This window comes from Arthrobacter sp. B0316-1-20 (assembly GCF_059091865.1).
On sequence record NZ_JBNHHC010000017.1, the window covers coordinates 124,670 to 144,939 of the forward strand.

At 65.6% G+C, this 20,270-nt stretch carries 21 protein-coding genes and 1 pseudogene; 9 read left to right on the forward strand and 13 right to left on the reverse strand.

Annotated features, from left to right (window positions below; all coding sequences use genetic code 11):
* Positions 1 to 128: 128 nt before the first annotated feature.
* The 3 genes from AC5RW2_RS25165 to AC5RW2_RS25175 form a co-directional block, all read right to left on the reverse strand.
* Positions 129 to 698 carry a signal peptidase I gene (locus tag AC5RW2_RS25165; protein WP_493952056.1) on the reverse strand — a complete coding sequence of 190 codons (570 nt, stop codon included), beginning with the start codon at positions 696 to 698 and terminating at the stop codon, positions 129 to 131.
* 68 nt (positions 699 to 766) lie between these two features.
* Positions 767 to 1,318: a TasA family protein gene (locus tag AC5RW2_RS25170; protein ID WP_493952057.1), complete on the reverse strand. Its 552-nt coding sequence runs from the start codon at positions 1,316 to 1,318 to the stop codon at positions 767 to 769.
* 372 nt (positions 1,319 to 1,690) lie between these two features.
* Positions 1,691 to 1,852: a hypothetical protein gene (locus AC5RW2_RS25175; protein WP_493952058.1), complete on the reverse strand. Its 162-nt coding sequence runs from the start codon at positions 1,850 to 1,852 to the stop codon at positions 1,691 to 1,693.
* 259 nt (positions 1,853 to 2,111) lie between these two features.
* Here AC5RW2_RS25175 and AC5RW2_RS25180 point away from each other — a divergent pair, with 259 nt between their 5' ends.
* Both AC5RW2_RS25180 and AC5RW2_RS25185 read left to right on the forward strand, forming a co-directional pair.
* The gene (locus AC5RW2_RS25180) at positions 2,112 to 2,930 is read left to right on the forward strand and encodes a hypothetical protein (protein WP_493963949.1); all 819 of its coding nucleotides are present in this window, start codon (positions 2,112 to 2,114) and stop codon (positions 2,928 to 2,930) included.
* 156 nt (positions 2,931 to 3,086) lie between these two features.
* Positions 3,087 to 3,683, forward strand: a complete 597-nt coding sequence (locus tag AC5RW2_RS25185) for an NADPH-dependent FMN reductase (RefSeq protein WP_493952059.1) — start codon at positions 3,087 to 3,089, stop codon at positions 3,681 to 3,683.
* Between the two features lie 146 nt (positions 3,684 to 3,829).
* Here the strand turns inward: AC5RW2_RS25185 and treS are convergent, their stop codons facing one another.
* Together treS and AC5RW2_RS25195 are read right to left on the reverse strand one after the other, a co-directional pair.
* A complete protein-coding gene (gene treS, locus AC5RW2_RS25190; RefSeq protein WP_493963915.1) occupies positions 3,830 to 6,238 on the reverse strand; it encodes a maltose alpha-D-glucosyltransferase in 2,409 nt (802 codons plus the stop codon).
* Between the two features lie 136 nt (positions 6,239 to 6,374).
* The gene (locus tag AC5RW2_RS25195) at positions 6,375 to 6,872 is read right to left on the reverse strand and encodes a MarR family winged helix-turn-helix transcriptional regulator (RefSeq protein ID WP_493963916.1); all 498 of its coding nucleotides are present in this window, start codon (positions 6,870 to 6,872) and stop codon (positions 6,375 to 6,377) included.
* A gap of 46 nt (positions 6,873 to 6,918) precedes the next feature.
* Here AC5RW2_RS25195 and AC5RW2_RS25200 point away from each other — a divergent pair, with 46 nt between their 5' ends.
* The 4 genes and pseudogenes from AC5RW2_RS25200 to AC5RW2_RS25215 all read left to right on the forward strand — a co-directional run bounded on the left by AC5RW2_RS25200 (position 6,919) and on the right by AC5RW2_RS25215 (position 8,718).
* Positions 6,919 to 7,110 (forward strand): hypothetical protein, encoded by a 192-nt coding sequence (locus tag AC5RW2_RS25200; RefSeq protein ID WP_493963917.1) that lies wholly within the window; start codon positions 6,919 to 6,921, stop codon positions 7,108 to 7,110.
* A gap of 18 nt (positions 7,111 to 7,128) precedes the next feature.
* Positions 7,129 to 7,311 (forward strand): annotated as a pseudogene (locus AC5RW2_RS25205) (EamA family transporter); the annotation flags it as partial.
* Entirely contained in the window at positions 7,309 to 7,848 is a 540-nt protein-coding gene (locus tag AC5RW2_RS25210; protein WP_493963950.1) for an EamA family transporter, read from the forward strand. The pseudogene AC5RW2_RS25205 and the gene AC5RW2_RS25210, both read left to right, overlap by 3 nt.
* A gap of 132 nt (positions 7,849 to 7,980) precedes the next feature.
* Entirely contained in the window at positions 7,981 to 8,718 is a 738-nt protein-coding gene (locus AC5RW2_RS25215) for a polysaccharide deacetylase family protein (RefSeq protein WP_494074731.1), read from the forward strand.
* Between the two features lie 38 nt (positions 8,719 to 8,756).
* Here the strand turns inward: AC5RW2_RS25215 and AC5RW2_RS25220 are convergent, their stop codons facing one another.
* Both AC5RW2_RS25220 and AC5RW2_RS25225 read right to left on the reverse strand, forming a co-directional pair.
* Positions 8,757 to 9,458, reverse strand: coding sequence for an endonuclease/exonuclease/phosphatase family protein (locus AC5RW2_RS25220; protein ID WP_493952100.1), 702 nt, complete (start codon positions 9,456 to 9,458; stop codon positions 8,757 to 8,759).
* A gap of 201 nt (positions 9,459 to 9,659) precedes the next feature.
* Positions 9,660 to 11,123 carry a protein adenylyltransferase SelO gene (locus tag AC5RW2_RS25225; RefSeq protein WP_493963919.1) on the reverse strand — a complete coding sequence of 488 codons (1,464 nt, stop codon included), beginning with the start codon at positions 11,121 to 11,123 and terminating at the stop codon, positions 9,660 to 9,662.
* A gap of 72 nt (positions 11,124 to 11,195) precedes the next feature.
* Here AC5RW2_RS25225 and AC5RW2_RS25230 point away from each other — a divergent pair, with 72 nt between their 5' ends.
* Both AC5RW2_RS25230 and AC5RW2_RS25235 read left to right on the forward strand, forming a co-directional pair.
* Entirely contained in the window at positions 11,196 to 11,378 is a 183-nt protein-coding gene (locus tag AC5RW2_RS25230) for a hypothetical protein (RefSeq protein WP_493952065.1), read from the forward strand.
* Positions 11,379 to 11,558: 180 nt separating this feature from the next.
* A complete protein-coding gene (locus AC5RW2_RS25235; RefSeq protein ID WP_493963920.1) occupies positions 11,559 to 13,064 on the forward strand; it encodes an aldehyde dehydrogenase family protein in 1,506 nt (501 codons plus the stop codon).
* Between the two features lie 168 nt (positions 13,065 to 13,232).
* On the opposite strand, the gene ligM is transcribed toward AC5RW2_RS25235, so the two are convergent.
* From ligM to AC5RW2_RS25265, 6 genes are all read right to left on the reverse strand, one after another.
* Positions 13,233 to 14,639 carry a vanillate/3-O-methylgallate O-demethylase gene (gene ligM, locus AC5RW2_RS25240; protein WP_493952067.1) on the reverse strand — a complete coding sequence of 469 codons (1,407 nt, stop codon included), beginning with the start codon at positions 14,637 to 14,639 and terminating at the stop codon, positions 13,233 to 13,235.
* A 100-nt stretch (positions 14,640 to 14,739) separates the two neighbouring features.
* Entirely contained in the window at positions 14,740 to 15,411 is a 672-nt protein-coding gene (locus AC5RW2_RS25245) for a GntR family transcriptional regulator (protein ID WP_493963921.1), read from the reverse strand.
* A gap of 67 nt (positions 15,412 to 15,478) precedes the next feature.
* Positions 15,479 to 16,441 (reverse strand): VOC family protein, encoded by a 963-nt coding sequence (locus AC5RW2_RS25250; RefSeq protein ID WP_493952069.1) that lies wholly within the window; start codon positions 16,439 to 16,441, stop codon positions 15,479 to 15,481.
* A gap of 2 nt (positions 16,442 to 16,443) precedes the next feature.
* Entirely contained in the window at positions 16,444 to 17,607 is a 1,164-nt protein-coding gene (locus AC5RW2_RS25255) for a 4-oxalomesaconate tautomerase (RefSeq protein WP_493963922.1), read from the reverse strand.
* Complete coding sequence (locus tag AC5RW2_RS25260) at positions 17,597 to 18,292, reverse strand: 4-carboxy-4-hydroxy-2-oxoadipate aldolase/oxaloacetate decarboxylase (protein ID WP_493952071.1); 696 nt, start codon at positions 18,290 to 18,292, stop codon at positions 17,597 to 17,599. The genes AC5RW2_RS25255 and AC5RW2_RS25260 overlap by 11 nt, the downstream gene beginning before the upstream one ends.
* On the reverse strand, positions 18,289 to 19,023 hold the full coding sequence (locus AC5RW2_RS25265) for a PIG-L deacetylase family protein (RefSeq protein WP_493963923.1): 735 nt from the start codon (positions 19,021 to 19,023) through the stop codon (positions 18,289 to 18,291). The genes AC5RW2_RS25260 and AC5RW2_RS25265 overlap by 4 nt, the downstream gene beginning before the upstream one ends.
* Before the next feature lie 460 nt (positions 19,024 to 19,483).
* On the opposite strand from AC5RW2_RS25265, the gene AC5RW2_RS25270 reads away from it, so the two are divergent.
* Positions 19,484 to 20,188 carry a TMEM175 family protein gene (locus tag AC5RW2_RS25270; RefSeq protein WP_493963924.1) on the forward strand — a complete coding sequence of 235 codons (705 nt, stop codon included), beginning with the start codon at positions 19,484 to 19,486 and terminating at the stop codon, positions 20,186 to 20,188.
* The last annotated feature ends 82 nt before the right edge of the window (positions 20,189 to 20,270 follow it).

The following is a 20,270-nucleotide window of genomic DNA, read 5'->3' on the forward strand; positions in this document are numbered from 1 at the left end:
ACCTATGGTTTCAACGTTAGAACGGCGAAGTACACAGCTCTCCCACGCAGGATCCACGCGAAAGTAACAGTGCCGGATGGCACCGCCCGGGCGGCGCCATCCGGCACTGTTACTTCAATCGGGTCGGCTCAGGCCGGGTGCCCAACCTGCACGACGGGCTTGGCCGGGGCCTTGGGCCGGAGGCCGCGAACAAGGTCCACCAGGAAGAAGGTGGCCAGGGCGCCGGCCGGGACGCCGATGATCAGCATCCGCTGGCTCTTATCGGCCAGGGCGATGAAGGCGTGCCCGACGTACGGCACGGTGGCCACGACCCGCGGCTGCAGGGGCTCCTCCAGCCGAAACTCCCACGGATCCTGCGAACTGTTCGCATCGCCCTTGGTTCGGAACACCGGCCCGTGGGCGCCCTCGTCGATGCTGATGATCCGGTGGGTTACCAGCCGGGTCAGACCCGAATCGGGCGGGGGCATGTAGGTGATGACATCTCCGACCCGCAGCTGGTCTACCGGGACCGGCTCTTCAAAGGCCAGGGAACCACGTTCAAAGGTGCCTGACATCGACGTGCCGGTGATGACATAGCGTTCCATGCCCAGCAGCCCGGGCACCAGGATGGCCGCTGCGGCAGCGATGCCCAACACCGCCGCCATGTTGATGAAGCCGCCAACCACTCGTTGGCGCAGAGTGCGCTGCGTGCGTGCCATTGCCAGGTCCTTTCATGCTGAGCTGCCGGCGCGGCCCTGACCGTGGGCCACGCCGGTAGGGGTGGTTGCTACGGCTGCGTGTAGTTCTGGCCTTCGGACTGGACTGCACCCCAGGCGTAGAGCGCTGTGGCGGTCTTGCCCTGCTCGGCGTTGGTGGCGTTCTTCGACAATGTGACGGTGAAGACGAACTCGCGCTTTTCCCCTGCCGCCCAGGAGCCGAGGCCGGTCTCGCCCAATGCGCCCAGGTTGCCGGCCCAGACGATGGTCTTCGGGTTCTTCGCGTCGGTAATCTTCAGGGTCAACAGGTCGGCGTTGGGGAAGGTGCTGGTGGCTGTTTCCTTCAGCGTGAAGGAAGCCGGCAGCGTACCGGAGTTGGTGATCGCCACCGAGCCGGTGACGCTGTCGCCGGGCTTCAGGTTGCTCATGTTGAACACGGCGCTGTTGGCCTTGCTGTTGCTAAGCGACAACGAGCCGGAAGTGAAAGCGTTGTCCGTGTTGACCGAACTCGCGGCGAAGTCAGCGCCCGAGCCGACGGCCACGGCACCGGCGGCCAGGAGCCCGGCCAAGGACAGCAGGATGCGGCCGCGGCGGCGGGAGGGAGAGGCGATTGCAGTAGTCATGGTTTTCCCTTTCAGAGGAGCGGGTGGCGTTAGGTAAAACGTTATTTGGGCCAACCCCACAGGAATCCCTCAGAAACAACCCGGATATGCCAACGCTCCTCCACACAAGGCAACAGGTTTTGCACCACCGTCAACAGATGATCCGGAGCGGGTGAGGTCGGTCCGGCTTGACGCGCGGATGATCTATAGGACTGCTGCCCGGAGCTAACAGGAGTCAAAGGTGAAAGTCGGACCCGTTGAGATGATGGTCTGTGCGTAGTTTCCTGCAGTGGGGGCGGTCCAGCAGAGCTGATCGGCGGTGTTGTAGGCGTAGTGCACAGTGGCGGTGCCCGTCCTGGCTGAGGTGAGCCGGTTGGAGTTGGCGTCGTAAGTTCACGATTCGGTGCTGGCCCCGGTGACTTGCCTGGTTGAGCCGGCCATTTTGTCGTAGGTGTAGGTGGTGGGGGTCCCGGTTTCGCTGGTCATGGCCTTGCGGGGTGCCCCGTCTATTCCGGTAGCCCCCACGATGTAGGTGTAGGCCCGCTTGGAGAGCACGGTGTTGGAGCTGTTGTTGGTCGCGGTACTGCTCGTGATGCGGTCGGCCTTGTCGTAGGCGGTCGTGTTCTTGACCGATACCGCGGCTGGATGTCTACCTTTGAAGCGGCCGGATGTTCCACCCTTAAATGAGTGCCGTTCGTTCCAGCATCCGGACCCGCTGGAACTGACGCCGGTGCCCGCCAGTTGTTAAGGCGAGAGATGGTCAGTCAACGAGTCCCGGCTTTGACCCCGGGCAGGCGAGGAGCACGACGTGGGAATGTTCGACAAGCTGGTCCAAAAGGGCAAAACCATGGCGGTCCAGTATGCCAAAGAGCAGCTCGCCCAACGGACCGGTCAGCAGCGCCAGAACCGGCCGCAGGACTCCGGAATTGGCTACGGCCAGCAGCCCGGAAACGGATATCGACAGGACCGCGGATACAACTATGGCGGCGATGACCGGCGTGGCGGTTACGAAGGTCAGCGGTATCCATCGGCGCCGCAGCCGAATGTCGGCAGGCCTCGCCCAAGCGCCGGACACGACGCCGACCAGGCAGCCATCGCCAAGTACAAATACATGCTTCAGACCGCGCCGCCGCAGGATATGGAGCGGGCCCATGCCGAAGCCTTCGCTCGCCTGACCCCGCAGCAGCGCGCCATGCTCCGGGACGATCTCAACAGCCAGCTTCCTGCCTCGGAGCGGGCCGCCTCCGACCGGCCGGAAACTTTGGCCAGGACCGCCACCCGCGCCGAGGTAGCCCAACCGGGCTTCATGGAACGGATCCTCGGCCGGAGCGGATCGGGACGCGGCGGCGGCCGCCTGGCAGCTGGAGCCGCTGGTGCCGCCGGCGGTTTGGGCGCCGGGCTGCTCGCCGGTGTGGCCGCCGGCTTCGTCGGTTCGGCCATCGCAGGTCCCCTGCTGGACGGGTTCTCCGGAATCGGGGAGGGAATCGCCGGCGCGGCGGACGGGATCGGCGATAGCGTTGCGTCCGCCGGGGAGGGCTTTGCGGACAACGCAGGCTTCGGTGGCTTCTTCGGCGACGGCGCCGGTGGCCTCTTTGGCGACGGCGACGGTGGCTTGGGCGACTGGGAAATCTAACTCCGCCGTCGTCCCGGTGTTGCAGGCAGGCAGGGTTACCGGGCTTCCCCGATCGCAGTAGCGTTGCGGGTGTCGGCCCGCCTCCTGGGGCGTCCGCGGCCAATGGATCCACCGCAACGGGCCGGCCTGTGCCGGCCGCCGGGAAGGAAGAATCCCATGCCCACTTACCAGATCGGCTATTTTGTCGGCAGCTTGTCCAGCACGTCCATTAACCGGACACTGGCGAAGGCTCTGATCAAGCTGGCTCCGGACAGCCTGGAGTTCAACGAAATCCCTATCGGGGATTTGCCCCTGTACAGCCAGGACTATGACAACAACTATCCGCCCGAGGGCAGGGCGCTGAAGGATGCCATCGAAGCCTCCGACGGCATCTTGTTCGTCAGCCCCGAGTACAACCGCTCCATTCCGGGAGCCCTCAAGAACGCCATCGACTGGGGCTCCCGGCCGTGGGGCACCAACTCCTTCGCCCGCAAGCCCACCGGCATCGTCGGCGCCTCTCCCGGCGGCATCGGCACCGCGGTGATGCAATCCTCCATGCGCGGTGTCCTAAGCTTCCTGGATGCTCCGCAACTGAACGCGCCGGAGGTATATATCGCGTTCAAGCCGGAGGTCTACGGGGAGGACGGCGAGGTCAAGGACGAATCGACAAAGGGCTTCCTGAGCCACTACATGGCGGAGTATGGTGCGTTCGTCGAACGGGTCCTGGCCGTCAACGCGCCCGGTCACATCGGCGACCCGGACACCGATAAATAGCCCTACCCCTCGACTGGCCCCACCCGTCGACTGGATGAATGAGCCCCTCTGATCGGTTGTACCGATAACGCCCCTGACCCGCCTGCCTGCGGGCGTTATCGGTACAGTCAATCGTTGGTAGTGGCATCAGCCTTCGTCAGAGCCGCTCAGTCATAAATTTCCGGCCCCTGCTCGTCGGAGACGTCGAACGCTTCGGAGGCACCGCCGTCGTCGATGTCCTCCGCAGCCGGCGGCGGGCTGACGAGCAGTGCCGTCCCCTCGTAGGGCCCCAGCTGCAGGTAGAAACTGTGCAGGTCGTCCACTGTGCCGATGGCGTCGCCGCTGAACGCGTCGGTCACTTCCGACCCCAGTTGCAGCGCTTCGGAGCGGACGGTGCCGGCCACCTCCTGGCCGGAGAAGTTCAGCACCGTGACCTCCTGTCCGCCGTCGACCAACTGGTGCACCATCACCAGCATGCCGCGGTGGGAGACGTCGGGGACATCGATGAGCGCGCTCTTGGCAATGCCGTACTCGTCGCGGACGGCCAGGATCCGCGTCAACTGCCGCGCAAAGGACGACTCATCTTCCAGCTGCTCGGGCAGCGTGCCATACAGTGCCCGCGCCATCGGCATGCCGGCCGTTGACGTCTGCGCCGTCGGATCGAAGCCCATCAGGTCGTGCGCGCCGCGGTTGATCCAGCGGGTGTCCCCGCGGGACATCAGCCGGGCCACCTTGCTGCGGTCCAGCGGAAGGATCCCGCAAAGGTCCCAGCCGGAGAGCGCAAACACACCGGGCTGCAGGGCGTTGTACATGGCCAGCAGCAGGTGGACCTTCCGGACCTCAGCCGCCTGTTCCTCCGTGATGGAGTCCAGCTCGGTAATGCCAAGCACCGCGGTGATCACGCTGGCGGTAGTGCAGGCGATGCCGTTGGCGGTGAAGACCATGTTGTAGGGCGCGGCCTCGCCGGTGATCCCGTCCCGCAGCGTCTGCTGCACCTTGTGCGCGAGCTCCGCGCCGGTGAGCTCCTCGCCGTCGAGCTCGTAGAGGTCGTCCTTGTGCTTGGTGGTGAAGTGCACCAGTTCGTAGGTCAGCTCGTCGTGGTTCTGCAGCGCGTGCACCAGCGACGCCTGGTCGATGCCGATCTCCATGGCCAGCCGCAGGGTCAGCCGGAGGAACTCCGTGTCCGCGGTGACCAAGGCATGGTGGTAGGCCGGACGGGTGACGAAGTCGTAGGACAAATCCGGACCGGTTTCCGACGTGGCCTTGATGTCGTCAATGCTGAGGTTCAATTCCTGGAACGTGAAAGCGCCGACCTTGCGGACCATGCTGCCGATGATCTGGTTGGCGGCAGCGGAGAGCGGATGCCCTTCCGACCAGCCCGGCGTTTCCTCGGCGCTTTTCTCCACGCCCAGGAACCCGTTGGCGTCCAATCGCAGCGCCCCGGTGCCCAAATCCACCAAGGAATGCAGCGCGTCGCCCATCACCAACCGCATGCCGGAAAACGTGGGATCCAGCCAGTTAATGGAGGGCTGGCCGGCCTTGAAATAGTGCAGGTACACCCAGCGGTGCGGCTTCCCGTGCGTGTCCAGGACCGGCGGCGTGGCGCTCCAGTTGGTTTCCTTCACGCCCGGCTCATAGAAGATGACGCGCTGCAGCTCGCCAATGATGTAGCCGGCCCGCTGGAGGGCACGCTCGGTGGTGACGTCGATATTGACCGAGTCCTCCCCTTCCGGCACCTCGGGCAGCAGGTCCCAGTCCGACTCGGGAATGTCGATCATGTGATAAATGCCCGGGTAGTCGCGGAAGTTCATCTCCGCCAACCGGAAGTCCGCGCCCTTGCCGGTGTGGCCCGGCACGATGTCGTCCACGATGGTGCCGCCGTGCTCGGTGGCGACTTCGCACATGCGCCGGAACTCGTCCTCGGTGCCGAACAGCGGGTCGATCGCCATGCTGATCCGGTCGAAATGACCGTCCACGCTGGGAGTGTGGTCCCAGCCGGTGAGGCCGCCGGCCAGCTTCACCGGGCCAATATGGATGGCCTTGATCCCGATCTGTTGGAACGCCTCCCACAAGTCCAAATCGCCCAGTGCCGCCAGGAACGTCTGGCCGGGCCGGGTGATCAGGGACAGCGGGTAGGCAGTGAACCAGACCGAGGCCTTCTCCACCGCGGCCCGCGGATCCGGATAGGCGTAAGGGTTCTGCCACATGCTGGCCTGCCCTGACAGCTGCCGGGCCAGCACTTTGGCGTCGCCCAACATGGACTGGTTGCGCAACCACTCCACGTAGACGCTGTTGCGTGCATCCGGGTCGAACGGCGGGCGGCCGGGCATGAAGTGGCGGCGCCGGGCCGTCGGTCGAAGCGAGCGCGGGCGGGCCGGGTAGAACTGCTCGTCGAACGTGATTTCCGGAACCTGCGGTTCGGCCTCGGGCTCGACCTCCGGTTCAACCTCTGGATCCAGCTCCGGGTCGGCCTCCGGCTCGACGGCGGTGCTGCCGCCCTCTGCGGCGGCGGGAGCACCGCCGTCGTCGAGGTTAGTGCTGTCAAGAACATCGTGCCCAGGAACGGAATCGTTCATGGCGTCATCTCCTTCGTGCTCGACTGCTGGAATAATCCAGACCGGCTTGCTTCCAACACTGCCAGACGGGCGGTGCCATCACTACCCCTGCGCCACGGCAAGGACCGCCAAAGCCACCCGAAGATCGACCATGACGCTATCGAGAAGCCTCGGTGGCTGTTTGCTCCAGCTTGGCCAGCAATCCCGCCAGTTGGTCGCGTTCCTTCTGGGTCAAACCGGCCAGCAGTGCGTGTTCGGTGTCCACATGGTCCGGCAGCGCCTTGTTGATCAGGTCCAATCCAGCGGGCGTAAGGGTGACCAGTTTTCCCCTGCCGTCGTTGAGGTTTTGAGCCCGGGCAACCAACTGCCTCTCTTCCAGCCTGTTCAAACGCTGCGCGATAGCCGCGGAAGTGACCATGGCGCTCTCGGTCAGCTGGCGGGGACTCAGCGTGTACGGCTTGCCGGACCGGCGCAGTGTGGCCAGCACGTCGAAACTTGCCGGGTCCAGATCATGGCGGGCGAAGGTTGCGGCGAGGACACCGTCGATCTTCCGTGCTGCCCGGGAAATCCGGCCGACCACCGCCATCGGCGAGACATCCAGATCGGGGCGTTCCGCAGCCCACTGCTCAAGGATCCTTACTACCTGATCTTCCATGCAGCCCAGCCTAGATTATTGCTAAGCACTTAGCTATATTTGCTAAGTGCTTAGCAATAAATGGGTGCTTCTGACAATGACAGCCATCGCTCCGCTGACGTGGGGCACCACGTATGCGGTGACCACCGAGCTCCTGCCGCCGGACAAGCCATTCCTGGCGGCTGCCGTGCGGGCTCTGCCTGCCGGACTCATCCTGCTCTTGGCGGTCCGCCGGCTGCCCCGCGGCGACTGGTGGTGAAAAGCAGCCCTCCTCGGCGCGCTGAACATCGGCGTGTTTTTCGCACTGCTCTTCATCGCGGCCCACCGGCTTCCCGGTGGTGTGGCCGCGACCATCGGCGCCGTCCAGCCTCTGCTGGTGGCGGTCCTGGCCTCGCGCTGGATCGGCGAACGGCTGACGGCGGCCAAGATTGTTGCTGCAGCCTCAGGCTTGGCCGGCGTGGCACTGCTGGTACTCCAGTCCCAAGCCAGGCTCGACGCCGTGGGCGTGACGGCGGCCTTGGGCGGAACGGCCTCGATGGCCGCAGGGCTGGTATTAACCAAAAAGTGGGGCCAGCCGGCTACGTCCCTGGCCGTCACCTCGTGGCAATTGACGGCCGGCGGTCTACTACTGGTCCCCTTGGCCCTGTTCGCCGAGGGCCCGCTGCCTGCACAGCTGACCGGGCCGAACGTGGCCGGATACCTGTACCTGTCCCTGGTGGGCACGGCCCTGGCCTACGCATTATGGTTCCGCGGGCTGCAGCTGCTGCCCGCGTTCAGCGCCTCGCTGCTGGGGCTATTGAGCCCAGTGGTCGCGACATCCGCCGGCTGGTTGGTCCTGCACCAACAGCTCTCCCCGGGCCAGACCACCGGCGCCCTGCTGATCCTTGGCACCCTGGTGGGCGCCAATCTGCGGCGAAGGACAATCGCGGCAGACCCGTCTGCCGCTGCCTGTGGTGACGAAATGGCTGCGGTGGGTCGGGCGCCGGGCCGGGAGTAGCTGACGGGCCTGGGTCAGGCCTCTTGCCCTTTCCAGGGCATCTGCCCCAAAATGGCGCGTAGCCGCGCGAGCCCCACGAACTGGCAAACCTCAGTTCCGGCCGTACGGTGTTTGGGGGAAGGACGGTGCGCCATGCGTACCAGCCGAATTCTGATCATCCTGGCCACTGTCTTGGGTCTGCTCACCGCCGGGTTCGTGCCCAGCGCCCAGGCCGCCATTCATTGGACGCAAAGCGAGGCACGGGGACCCAACCACACCAGCCGTGTGGTGCTGAGCTATGACGACTGCCCGAAGACCCTGACCTCTTTCAAGAAGGTGGTTCAATACGCCAAAAAGAAAAACATTGGACTAGTCATCGCCCCCACCGGCGGATGCCTGCAGAAGTACAAGAAGAAGTACGGCGTCGACCTGGCGAAGCTGGCCCGCTCGCACGGCCAATACGTCATCAACCACAGCATCAACCACCGCAAGGACATGAAGACGCTTAGCTGCGCCGCTGTGGCCCGCGAACTGCGTGCCCCCGGCGTCGTGACCAATTACGGCCGCCCGCCCTATGGCCGGATCGACGATTCGGTCCGCTGCGGCTACCGGAAGGTCGGCATGAAGCCGTGGCTCTGGACCAGGGGCAGCTATGACACCACGGGCAAAACAAAAGCGCAGGTGGTTTCCAGCGTGGTGAAGATAGCCACCAAGAGCGGCACCATTCTGATGCATATGCAATGGAACGGCTTCAATCCGGATGCCATCGGCAAGATGAAAGCCAAACTGTCCGACCGCGGCCTCAAGGTATGCCGGGCCTATCGCGGCAAGGACAACAAAGGCTCAGTCATCACCAGTCCTGTGAAGCTGCCGTCAAAGCTGCCCTGCTAGACAGGTCTGCCGGCAGGATGCTCCGCCAATGTGCACCGTCAGCTGGCGCGCGCGGTCCGGATCTCGTCGACGTATTCGGCAGTCACCAGGATCGGCAGATGGTCCGACTGGCCGCGCGGCAAGGTCTCCACATTCTGGATATCCAGCCCCAACGACGTGGCGAAATCGAAGTGGCCGCGGAAGAGCTTGTAGCGCGTGTAGGTTCTGCGGTTGCTCAGGGTGAGGTCGTAGCCAGATTCCTTCAGGTGCTCAACCAGGTTCTTAGTGAAGAAGGGGTAGTTGAAATCTCCCACCATCAACGTCATTTGCAGACCCGGACCGCCCATCCCCAGCAGGGCCTCGTGTCCTGCCTTGATCTGGTGCCTGCGCAGGGAGTTGGTGGCCGTGAGCGGGGCGGCATGGAAGTCGCCAACGACGATTTCATGCTTGCTTTCGTTGTCTACCATCTTGACCCCGAGCAGCCGCTCGTGGGCCGGTGCCAGCACGTAGTCGTGCAACGATTTTTTTAGTTCGAAGGTGTTAGTTTCTACTGCGGAGAATCTTTTCTCGTCGTAATAGATAGCCAGGCCGAGCCTGTTCCCCTTAGTCGAATCGGCCAATTGCAGATGGCCCAGCTTGTCCGGAAGCTTCTCTGTGTCCGCTTCTTGCAGGCACATGACGTCTACTTCGTAGCGATCGGTTAGAGCTTCGAGTTCCGCGCTCGCACTGTGCTTCCGGAGGTTGTAGCTAATAGCTTTCAACAAGGGATCACCCTTCCAAGGCGGAGGTAGTTGTTGCTTGCGGCCCATCCTACCGAGCCAGTCTGGGTGAGCCACACAGCCTCCGACTGCCGGAGGAATGAAAGCAGCGGATTCCAGTCGCTCCCGCACCGAGGCCGGAAACTGTGCGCAAGCGAGATCGGCGCGTTTCTTCACACGCGGCAAGAGACAGCGGGCAAGCCCTTAGGTCCCGCAGAAAGTCCGGTAAGCGCCGAAGTCTTCCGGCGGCGCGGCGGCATAGCGCTCCAGCCCGGGGCGCTCGTCGTAAGGGCTGGTCACCGCGTTCAGGAGCCTGCTCAGCGGGGTCACGTCGCCCTCCTCGGCGGAGACGAGCACCTCTTCGACCAAGTGGTTGCGCGCAATGTAGACGGGATTGACCCGGTCCATCAGCTCGGCATCCGGCCCGAAGGGTCGCCAACGCGCCATCCACTCATCGAACCCGTCCGAGTTTGGAAACAGGCGCCGCGCCGCTTCGGCGTGGCCCCGTGCAGCCGCGCCAAGGCTGCGGAAGAACGAGGTGTGGTCCACATGGCCCTCTTGGAGCAGTTCAAACACGTCATTGACGAGCCTTGAGGACGCCGTCGGATCGACGTCGCCCTGCAGGCCGATCTTGGCCCGCGCGCCCTTCGACCACACTGCGCTGTACTCGCTCCTGAAGGCGCGGAGTGCTTCTGACGCCAATGCGGCAGCCTCCGTCTGGTCGTCGTGCAAAAGTGGCAGGAGGGACTCGGCAAAACGGGCGAGGTTCCACTCGGCGGCGAGGGGCTGGTTGGCGTACCCGTAACGGCCGCCCTCGTCGATCGAGCTGTAAACCGACGCGGAATCGAAGCCATCCATGAAGGCGCAGGGCCCGTAGTCGATGGATTCACCGGAGATGGTCATGTTGTCCGTGTTCATCACCCCATGGACGAACCCCACCAGCATCCACTGCGCCACCAGCGAGGCCTGGGCGGCCGTCACCGCCTGAAACAGCGCCAGATAGGGGTGCTCGGCGTCGGCAGCGGCCGGGTAGTGGCGAGCAATGGCATGGTCGGCGAGTCGGCGCAGGAGACCGTTGTCGCCCGTGGCCCGCGCGTACTGGAAACTGCCCACCCGCAGATGGCTACTGGCCACCCGGGCAAGAACTGCACCCTGCAACTGGGTCTCGCGGTAGACCGGCAGCCCGGTGGTCACGACGGCGAGGGAGCGCGTGCTGGGGATGCCCAAGGCATGCATCGCCTCGCTGATCACATACTCGCGGAGCATCGGGCCCATCGCGGCCTGGCCGTCACCGCTCCGGGCGAAGGGCGTGGGTCCGGAACCCTTTAGGTGCAGATCGCGCAGACGGCCGCGCTCATCCGTCATCTCACCCAGCAGGAGGGCTCGCCCGTCCCCCAGCCGGGGAGAATACCAGCCGAATTGGTGGCCGGCGTAAGCCTGTGCCACCGGAGTGGCGCCGGCCGGAATGAGGTTGCCCGTCAGCAGGAGCAGGCCGTCAGGGCTGCGCAGGACGGCCGGATCCAATCCCAGCTCGTGGGCGAGCGGTTCGTTGAGAATCAGCAGCCGCGGGTCAGGGACCTGCTGCGCCCGCCATGGAACGGCCAACTCCGCAAGCTCGCGGGCGAAGCGACCGTCAAATTCCACGGTTGATTGTGCTGGAGCACTCATCCTCCAAGAATAGCTACCACAGCGGAGACGGCGTCACCCCGAACGGGGGCCAGAGCCCACAGGAAGGCCACCATGAGCAACCAGATCCTCGACATCCTCAACCGGGCCGGAGAAGAAATGGTTTGGGTTGGGCCGGACCACCCCACCTACGAACTGCTGGCCGGGCTGGTGGCCTCCGTGCAACAAGCCTGGCAGGAAGGCTATGACCATGGCCGCCGCGGGGATGCCGACCACAATCCGTACCGGGGCTACTGAAAATAAGGTGCGCTACCCCTAGCACTCCCTTCGCAGATAGGCAAAGCTGAAAGGAGGGGAATCAAGGCCTGTCCACCCGATGCCAAGCTGCTCTCCTTCGGCGGCCGGGACTGGCCACGGCCTGGCGCCCTCCTCCTTCCGGCATGGGACCGGATGACAAACACAGAGAGGTGTTGTGAGATGACTGATTTGGCAAGCACACCGGGCCAAACCACCCAGGTCACTACGGGGCTCTACATTGGGGGTGAAGTCCGCAATAACGGTGAGACCTACGCCGTGGCGGACCCGGGCAAGCCCGACGCCGTAGTGGGATACGCGGCTGCCGCATCCAAGCAGGATGTGGCCGACGCCGTCGCCGCGGCGAAGTCCGCCTTCCCGGCTTGGGCTGCCCTCGGCGCGAAAGAACGCGCGGCCCAGCTCGCCGCAGCGATCGAAGGCCTCGCCGATCTGCGGGACGAGGACGCGGCCATCCTGTCGCAGGAAAACGGAAAGATCCGGATGGAGGCCTGGGTGGACGCCCTGGTCTTCGACATCCGCTTCCAGCTGGCCCTTTCCCTCGCCGACCAAGTGGACCAGGGCAAGGTCCTCGAACCGGCGCCCGGCATTCCGGTGACTACCTCGGTGGCCTACCAGCCGCTGGGCGTGGTGACCATCATAGTCCCCTTTAACTGGCCCATCGCCATCCTCGGCGCCTCGCTGCCGCACGCGCTGCTGGCAGGCAACACCGCCATCGTGAAGCCACCGCCCACCACGCCGCTGGCGATCACCCGGGTAGTGCAGCGGGTGGCGGAGAAGCTGCCGCCGGGCGTGCTGAACATCGTCACCGGCCATGACAGCGAGATGGGCGGCCTGATTCAGAACGACGACGTGGCAAAGGTCTGCTTCACCGGCAGCGTTGGCGGCGGCAAGAAGATGATGGAGATGGCCTCCAAGTCCCTGACCCGCGTCACGCTTGAGCTCGGCGGCAACGACCCGGCGGTCTTCCTCGACGACGCCATTCTGGACGACACGCACCTGGACCGGCTGTATGCGGCGGTCTTCGATACCACCGGGCAGATCTGCATGAACGCCAAGCGGGTCTACGTGCACCGCTCGCGGATGGAGGAACTGGTGACCGGACTGTCCGCAAGGCTGGAGAAGGCCGTCATCGGTTACGGCCTGGACGACGGCACCACCATGGGGCCGCTGCACCAGCCCGCGCAGAAGACGTTCGTTGAAGAGCTCATCGCCGAGGCCAAGGCAGCCGGCGCAGATGTGCGCGAGTTCGGCGAACTCCCCTCCGACCCCGCGCTGCAGGGCGGCAACTTCCTGAAGCCGGCGCTGGTGGTGGACCCGGCGCCCGACCTCCGCGTGGTCACCCAGGAACAGTTCGGCCCGGTCATCCCGATCATCCCCTTCGACACCGAAGAGGAAGCGATCGCGGCCGCGAACGACACGTGGGCCGGCCTTTGCGGTTCGGTCTGGACCGCGGATAAGGACAAGGCCAACGCGGTGGCAGCCAAGCTGGTCTGCGGCTACGTCTGGGTCAACGACCACGGGGCCACGCGGTTGGACCTGCGCGCACCGTTCGGCGGCATGAAGCATTCCGGCTTTGGCCGCGAGCAGGGCATCGAAGGCGTCAGAGCGTTCCAGGACACCCGCTCCGTGGCACATTTGGATGAAGCGGCCGCGGCCGCAGGCCACTAAAAACAACGACGGCGGACGGCTGGCGCCGCGACGCCGGCCGCCCGTCCGATCACTGGACGGGCCGGCTCCCCCAGCAGGGGAACCGGCCCGTCCGCTCGCTAGTCCAGCGCCTCGTCGGACCGCTAACCCTCGGTGAAGGAATGTGGCGCCGGCTGTGGGAGCGTCCGGTCAGACGGCCTGGGCCGTCCGCCAGCCGCCGCGGTATTCGTTGCGGGCGGTGACCGAGTACGGTGCCGGGCTGACTACCGCGCGGACCTCGAGCTGCTGGTGCGGCTCCACGGTGGTCTTGCGCGTGCCGCCGTCGGGCTCTCCCCACACCACCTTCACCTCGGTGCCGATTTCCACGTCCGGGTTGACGGTGGCCAGGGACAGCGCCCGCTTCTCGTTGGCGCTGTAGCCGGTGAACAGGGACAGGCCCACATTCGTGCCGCCGGCGTCCAGGATCGCGTCGTAGTTCGAGGACCCGTAGTTGGCGTTGGGCAGGTCGAAGTATTTGTACGGCGTGCCTTCGACGTCGAACAGCGAGGCGAAGATCTTGGTCATGTCCTCCGCGTTCCAAGCCAGCGTCACCTTCTTCCGCTGCGCTGCCGGGTCGATCTTCTCCAGCGCCTCGCGGCCGATGAAGTCGTGGTCGAACTTGACGAAGGAGCCATAACCCAGCTCCCACGGGTTCAGGTAGTAGTCCTCGATCTTGTCGGAAACGAAGCTGCCGGCCACCGCGTTGACTGCCTCGTAGCTGTCGGCGCCGAGCCATTCCCGGTAGGGGCGCAGTTCCTCACCGGAGTAGATGGCCGGCAACGGCGACGGGATCCAACCGGATTCCAGCGTGTTGGACGAATATGCCCGGGCACCGACGGCCAGCATGCCGAACTCCTGCCCGGCGTCCAGAATGGCCTCGCGGACCCGCTCGTAGGATTCGTACGGTCCCCACAGTTCCAGTCCCGGAGCCCCCGCCATGCCGTGCCGCAGCGTGCGCACTTGCGCCCCGGCCACCTGCATGTGGTCCATGCTGAAAAACTTCAGCTGCTCCACCGTGCCGCCGTTAATCTTTTCGATGATCTGCCAGGCGTTCGGGCCCTGGATCTGGAAGCGCCAGTACTTGCGCTGCACCGGCTTGCCCATCGGCCGCGACGGAGACCGGCGGTCCACCTCCAACTCCACGTTGTACCCGCCGGTCTGCCCGTGGAAGAGCAGCCAGTTGGCGGCCGGTGAGCGTCCCACGTAGACGAACTGGTCCCCGGCTTCGTGGAACAGGATGCCGTCGCCGATCACGTGCCCGGACGGCGTCGTCGGCACATACTGCTTTGCCTTGTTCACCGGGAAACTGGACACCGAGTTAATCGCGGTGTCGGAGATCAGCTTCAGTGCGTCCGGGCCTTTGATGAACAGGTTGTCCATGTGGTGCGTCTGGTCGTACAGCACCGCGGTATCCCGCCAGGCCCGGACCTCGCTGCGCCAGTTGGTGAACTCCGGCGCCACCACCGGATAGATGTAGGCGCCGATCTGCGAATTCCGCAGCAGCTCGACGGTATTGCCGGCCTGATCCAGGACCTGCTGCAGGTTCTGTGCACTCATGATTCCCCTCTCCCCGCCGGCCGCGGCCGGCGTATCTTGTCCCATGCCCGTTGAGTCAGGCATGTTGTTCGATTGCGGGTGGCAGGGGAACCGGCGTGTGTCAGCTGCCGGGCTCCTCGGCTGCCCGCATGATGGCAGTGGCAACGCTCTTCAGGTGCTTCTCCATGGCTGCTGCGGCCCGCTCCGGATCCTTGGCGCAGACGGCGTCCACAATCTCCAAGTGCTCGGGCAGGGAGACGGAGGGCCGCCCCGGCTGCATGGCCAGCCGGAACTGGAACCGCACGCTCTGGCCGCGCAACCGCGCGATCAGGGCCGCCGCCGTGTTGTGCCCGCCCAGTTCGATCACCCGGCGGTGCAGCGTCTTGTTGCAGTCCGAATACTTCAGCAGGTCGCCGGTTTCCACGGCCTGGCTCATGGTCCGGCCGAGGGCCTGCAGCTCCTGCACGTCCTCGTCGGTGACATGCTCTGCCGCCTTCGCAGCGCAGATGGCCTCCAGCGCGGCCCGGACTTCGGTGATTTCCACTGCTTCCTCCACCGAGACTGCCCGCACCCGGGCGCCCCGGTTCTGGATCCGCTCCACCAGCCCCTCCAGCGTCAGTTCCGCCAGTGCGGCCCGGACGGTGGCCCGGCTGGCGTTGAACTCGGCGCAGATGTCCGCCTCCACCAACCGCTGGTTGGGGACCAGTTCGCCTCGGTCAATCGCCCTCTTCAGCCCGGCGACGACGGCGGCTGGGTCGGTGGACTTCGGGACGGCGGCTGGGGTGGTGCTCACGCGGGGCTGCTCCATGCTGCATAGAGTGCTGACAAAGTTGTTGCCAATAACCTAGCCCATCGGTTGTTCACTGCTCGTCCGGCACATCGATCGGCGGGGTGCCATGGGTATGGAAGGTGGAGATGGTCTGCATCCCCCAGGCCTGGCCCTTCTTGCGTTCGGTTTCGCTCCAGACCACCGGCTCCCAGTCCGGTGCCAGCAGCAGCCGCGCCCCGGCGTTCGCGAATTCGATGCGGTTGCCGCCCGGCTCGTAGACGTAGAGGAAGAACGTCTGGTTGATGGTGTGCTTGTGCGGGCCGGACTCGATGTGGATGCCGTTCTCCAAAAAGATGTCGGCGGCCTTGAGGATGTCTTCGCGGGTGTCCGGCGCAAAGGCGATGTGGTGCAGCCGGCCGGAGGCACCCAGGTTGTCCGCGGAGTAGACCAGGTCGTAGGACTTCTGGCCGAACCGGAACCAGTGTGCCGCGGTGCGCCCGTTGTCCAACCGGATCAGTTCGCTGTCCTTCAGACCGAGGACCTCGGCGGAGAACTTGGCGTTCTCCTCCACGTTGGCGGCCAAGTAGTTAATGTGGTCCAGCCGGCGGGCGTTGACCCCGTGGCCGGGGAAGCGGGAGGCCTGGTTCTTCAGCGCCGGCTTGTCGTCCGAGGCCTGGTACCACTCGGTCTCGTAGTAGACGGACATCGGGTGCCCGTCCGGATCGGTGAAGTGGAAGGACGGGCCGACACCGAATTCCCCGTCCTGCCAGTCCCCGCCGAGTCCGGCGTCCTGGATCGAAGCGACCAGCCTTTCCAGCCCCTCGGGGGACGCCGCCCGGTGCGCGACCAGTCCGACGCCGGAGGCCGCGCGCGGGGTGAGCTTGATGCTCCAGTTCTCGTAGTCGTCCCAGGTGCGGAGGAAGACCGAATCGCCGGCGCGGCCGACTTCGCGCATGGCCAGCAGGTCGTTGAAGAACCAGTAACTCTCGTCGAATTTATCCGTGAAGAGCTCGATGTTGCCGAGATGGGCGATATCGCGGTGGTGGGGTTTCATGCTCATCCTTCACGTGGTTGCTGGTGGGTGTGTTCGCGGGGAAAAACGGTGCCATCGAAGAGCTTCCGCGCTGTCCGCAGCACCGTGGAGGACTTGGTGGTGATGCCGGCTGGCCCCTCTTCCAGGTCGGCGCCAACGTCCAGGTAGCCGGTGGGATGCTCCAGCCGCAGCGGTCCGCCGTCCGCGGGTAGCTGTGCCAGTTCATGTCCGACGGCGTCCGGCAGCTGGATGCCGGCCGCCACGGTGGTGCCGCCGAGCACGCCGATGGAGGTGTGGCAGCGCACCGGCAGGAAACTGCGGGTGGCGACTGCTCCGCCGTTGCGCGCTGGCGCGAGCAGCACCAGCTTGGGCACCGTCTTGCCGGAGAAGTCGCCCATGCCCATCAGCTTGGCGGCCTCAAGCCGGATCCTGGCCAGCCGGTCGGCCAATTCGGCATTGGCCTCCAGTTCGGCCGGGCTCTCGTAGCCCCTGACGCCCAGATCGGAGGCCCGCATCAGGACCGACGGCATGCCGTTGTCCACGCAGGTAACCTCGACGCCGTCCACTACATCCTTGGCGCGGCCGGTGGGCAGCAGGGCTCCGGTCGAGGAGCCGGCGGTGTCCGCGAAGTCCAAGCTGATGGGCGCCGCCGTGCCGGGCACGCCGTCGATGGCCGCGTCTCCGCGGTAGTCCACCCGGCCGCCGGGTGTCGCGAAAGTAGCCGTGGCAATGCTGTCCGAATTCACCATCCGGATGCGCACCGACGTCGTGCTTTCCTGCGCCGGGACCAGACCGCGTTCGACGGCAAAGGGGCCGATGCCGGCCAGGATGTTGCCGCAGTTCTGACTGTCCGAGACCACGGCGTCGTCGACGGCCACCTGCAGGAACAGGTAGTCCACGTCGGTTGCCCCATCGGCTGACGGGGAAACGACCGCCACCTTGCTGGTCAGCGGGTGCGCCCCGCCGATGCCGTCGATCTGCCGGGCGTCCGGGCTGCCCATGATCCGCAGCAGCAGGTCGTCCCGCTCGGCCGGGTCGGTTGGCAGGTCGTCGGCCAGGAAGTAGGCGCCCTTGGAGGTGCCGCCGCGCATCAGCAGGCAGCGCACGCCGTCGTCGTAGTTGCGGGGCCCGCTGGAAGCCGACCCCGCGCGCGGAAGCCGGGCGCCGCCGTCGTGATCAGCCGTCATAGTCCTCAGCCGCCACATATTGCACGCCGAGCTTCTCCAGCAGCGGCCGCAGACCGTAGTAGTCCAGGCCTAGCGTGCCCTCCTGGAACACCGACCGGGTTTTCTCCTCCTTGGCCTCGCGCGCCTTCGATGCCTCGATCGCGGCCGGGACGTCCAACCGCGGCACGCAGACCACGCCGTCATCGTCGGCCAGCACCACGTCGCCGGGCCGCACCGTGACCCGACCCAGCGTGATGGGCACGTTGACCGCGCCGGCGCTGGCCTTCACCGTGCCCTGCGCGTGCACGGCCGCGGACCAGGCCGGGAAGCCCATCGCCCGCAGTTCGGCGACGTCGCGGATGCCGGTGCTGGTGACCACGCCGCGCACGGCACGGCATTGCAGGGCGGTGGCGAACAGCTCGCCGAACAGCCCGTCCGTGCATTCGGAGGTGGTGGTGACCACCAGGATGTCGCCGGGCTTGCACTGTTCGATGGCCGCGTGGATCATCAGGTTGTCGCCGGGCCAGCAGAGCACCGTGACGGCGGTGCCGGCCACCCGGGCACCGGACTGGATGGGCCGGAACTGCGGGCCGGCCAGGCCGGTGCGGCCCATCGCCTCGTGCACCGTGGCCACGCCGAAGCCGGCGAGCGCATCGACATCGGCCAGCTCGGCCCGGGGCGGATTGGTGACAATGACGTTTTTCATGCCAGTTCGGTGGTCACTTGCGGGTAGTAGCGCATGTAGGCCTCGCCCTTGGTGTCGGTGGGGAAGCCGAGGTTGGGGCCGGCGTTGCGCTTGACCTGCACGCCGCGCCGGGTGGCCAGGTCCGTGTAGTAGTCCCACATGTGCTGCTGGGCCGCCAGGCACTCCATCGCCTCGCGCTTGGCGGCGAAGGCCTCGGTGATGTCCAGCAGCACGTTGGGCTTGAAGTCGCACTGTTCGGGCTGGTGCGGTTCGAAAAAGAACACCGGCGGCGCGCCCAGCGGATCGCCCGGCGCGTCGTAGCCGATCGCCTGCGCCAGCACGCGTGCGTCCAGCGCCATCCGCGCGGCGGCCGGGTGGTCCCCGTTGTAGGGGTCGACCAGCGGATGGGTCAGCACCACCGTGGGCTTGACCTCGCGGTAAATCTGGACCAGCTGGTCCACCAGTTCGCGGGTGGGCACCAGCGGGTAGTCGCCGGCATCCAGGAACCGGACCTCCGCGCCGAGCGCCGCGGCCGCGTTCTCCGCCTCTTCGCGCCGGATTGCCTTGATCTCCTCCAAGCCCTTGCCCTCGCGCCAGGCTTTGGCGGACTCGCCGCGCTCCCCATAGGACAGGCAGACGACGACGGCGCGCTCGCCCCGCTGCGCCGCGGCTGCGATCGCTCCGCCCGCCCGCCAGACGAAGTCCCCGGCATGTGCGCTGACCACCAACAGGGCCGGTTCGGTGTTGTTCACGAATCCTCCTTGCACTCGGACTGTTCTGTGTGCAGTGAATCACCACCCACCAAGATTGTCAACAATTCTGGTTCCAGAATGGCGTTGATGGCGTGGGCTGCGCCGGGGAGCGCGTCGGACCGGCGTCCGAGACGGTGAGGTGCGCCTGGGAGCGCGGCGGACTGGCGTCCGGGAGGGTGAGGTGCGCCTGAAAAGGCGGAGTGAACCAGCCTTCGGGAAACAGGTTCGCTGCTCCCGGCTGAGAGGGCCGGCGTACACTATGCGCCACATCGGACCGAGGAGACTAAGGGTCGCTGGTGGTCGACACAGTGAAGGAGCTGCAAAGTCAGGGCGCTCCGCCGTTCGAGCGGCAGCATACCTTTCCGTTCGGCGGCAATGTGGCGCATCCTGTACACGTAGCCGCCCGGACACCCGCCCGCCGCCGGGCGCAAGCCCTGCCGGCGATCGTTCCACGCCCTAAGTGCCAGGCGTCGAACCCGAAGCCGGGATGGTGAAGCCCGGCGAAGTCTCCCTGACACCGGCACTTCCCATCGACAGGCGGGGCGACGATGATTTCCTGCATGGACGTTCCGTCATGAACAAGAGCCGGCTGGAAGCCTTCAGCGACGGCGTGCTGGCCATCATCATCACCATCATGGTGCTGGAACTCCATGTGCCCGAAGAACCCACCTGGCACGCCCTGTTCCAGCAGGCTCCCGGGTTCTTCAGTTATCTGCTGAGCTTTGTCTACGTAGGCATCTACTGGAACAACCACCACCACATGCTCCACCTGGCCGGAAAAATCAACGGCACCGTCCTCTGGGCAAATCTGCACCTGCTCTTCTGGCTGTCCCTGTTCCCGTTTACCACCCGGTGGATGGATGAAACCGGCTTCGTTACCGTGCCGGTCCTGGTCTACGGGACGAATCTGCTCCTGGCCGCAATCGCCTACTACCTTCTGGAAACCTGCCTCATCCGCCAACAGGGGAAGGACGGCGCGCTGGCGCAGGCGTTGGGCCGGGACTGGAAGGCAAAGATTTCCCCTCCCATCTACGTTGTCGGCATCGCGGTGGCGTTGTTGCAGCCCCTGGTCAGCATCGCGGCCTACACAGTCGTGGCAGCCCTGTGGCTGATACCGGACCGGAGGGTGGAGCGGTTCCTGGCCCGGCAGGAGCATAGGGACTGAGGCACTGGATTTCATTGCCGCCGTGGTCGACCGGGAGTAGGCTCGCGCTTGTCTCCACCACCGTCCCTCTTAACAGGAGCTA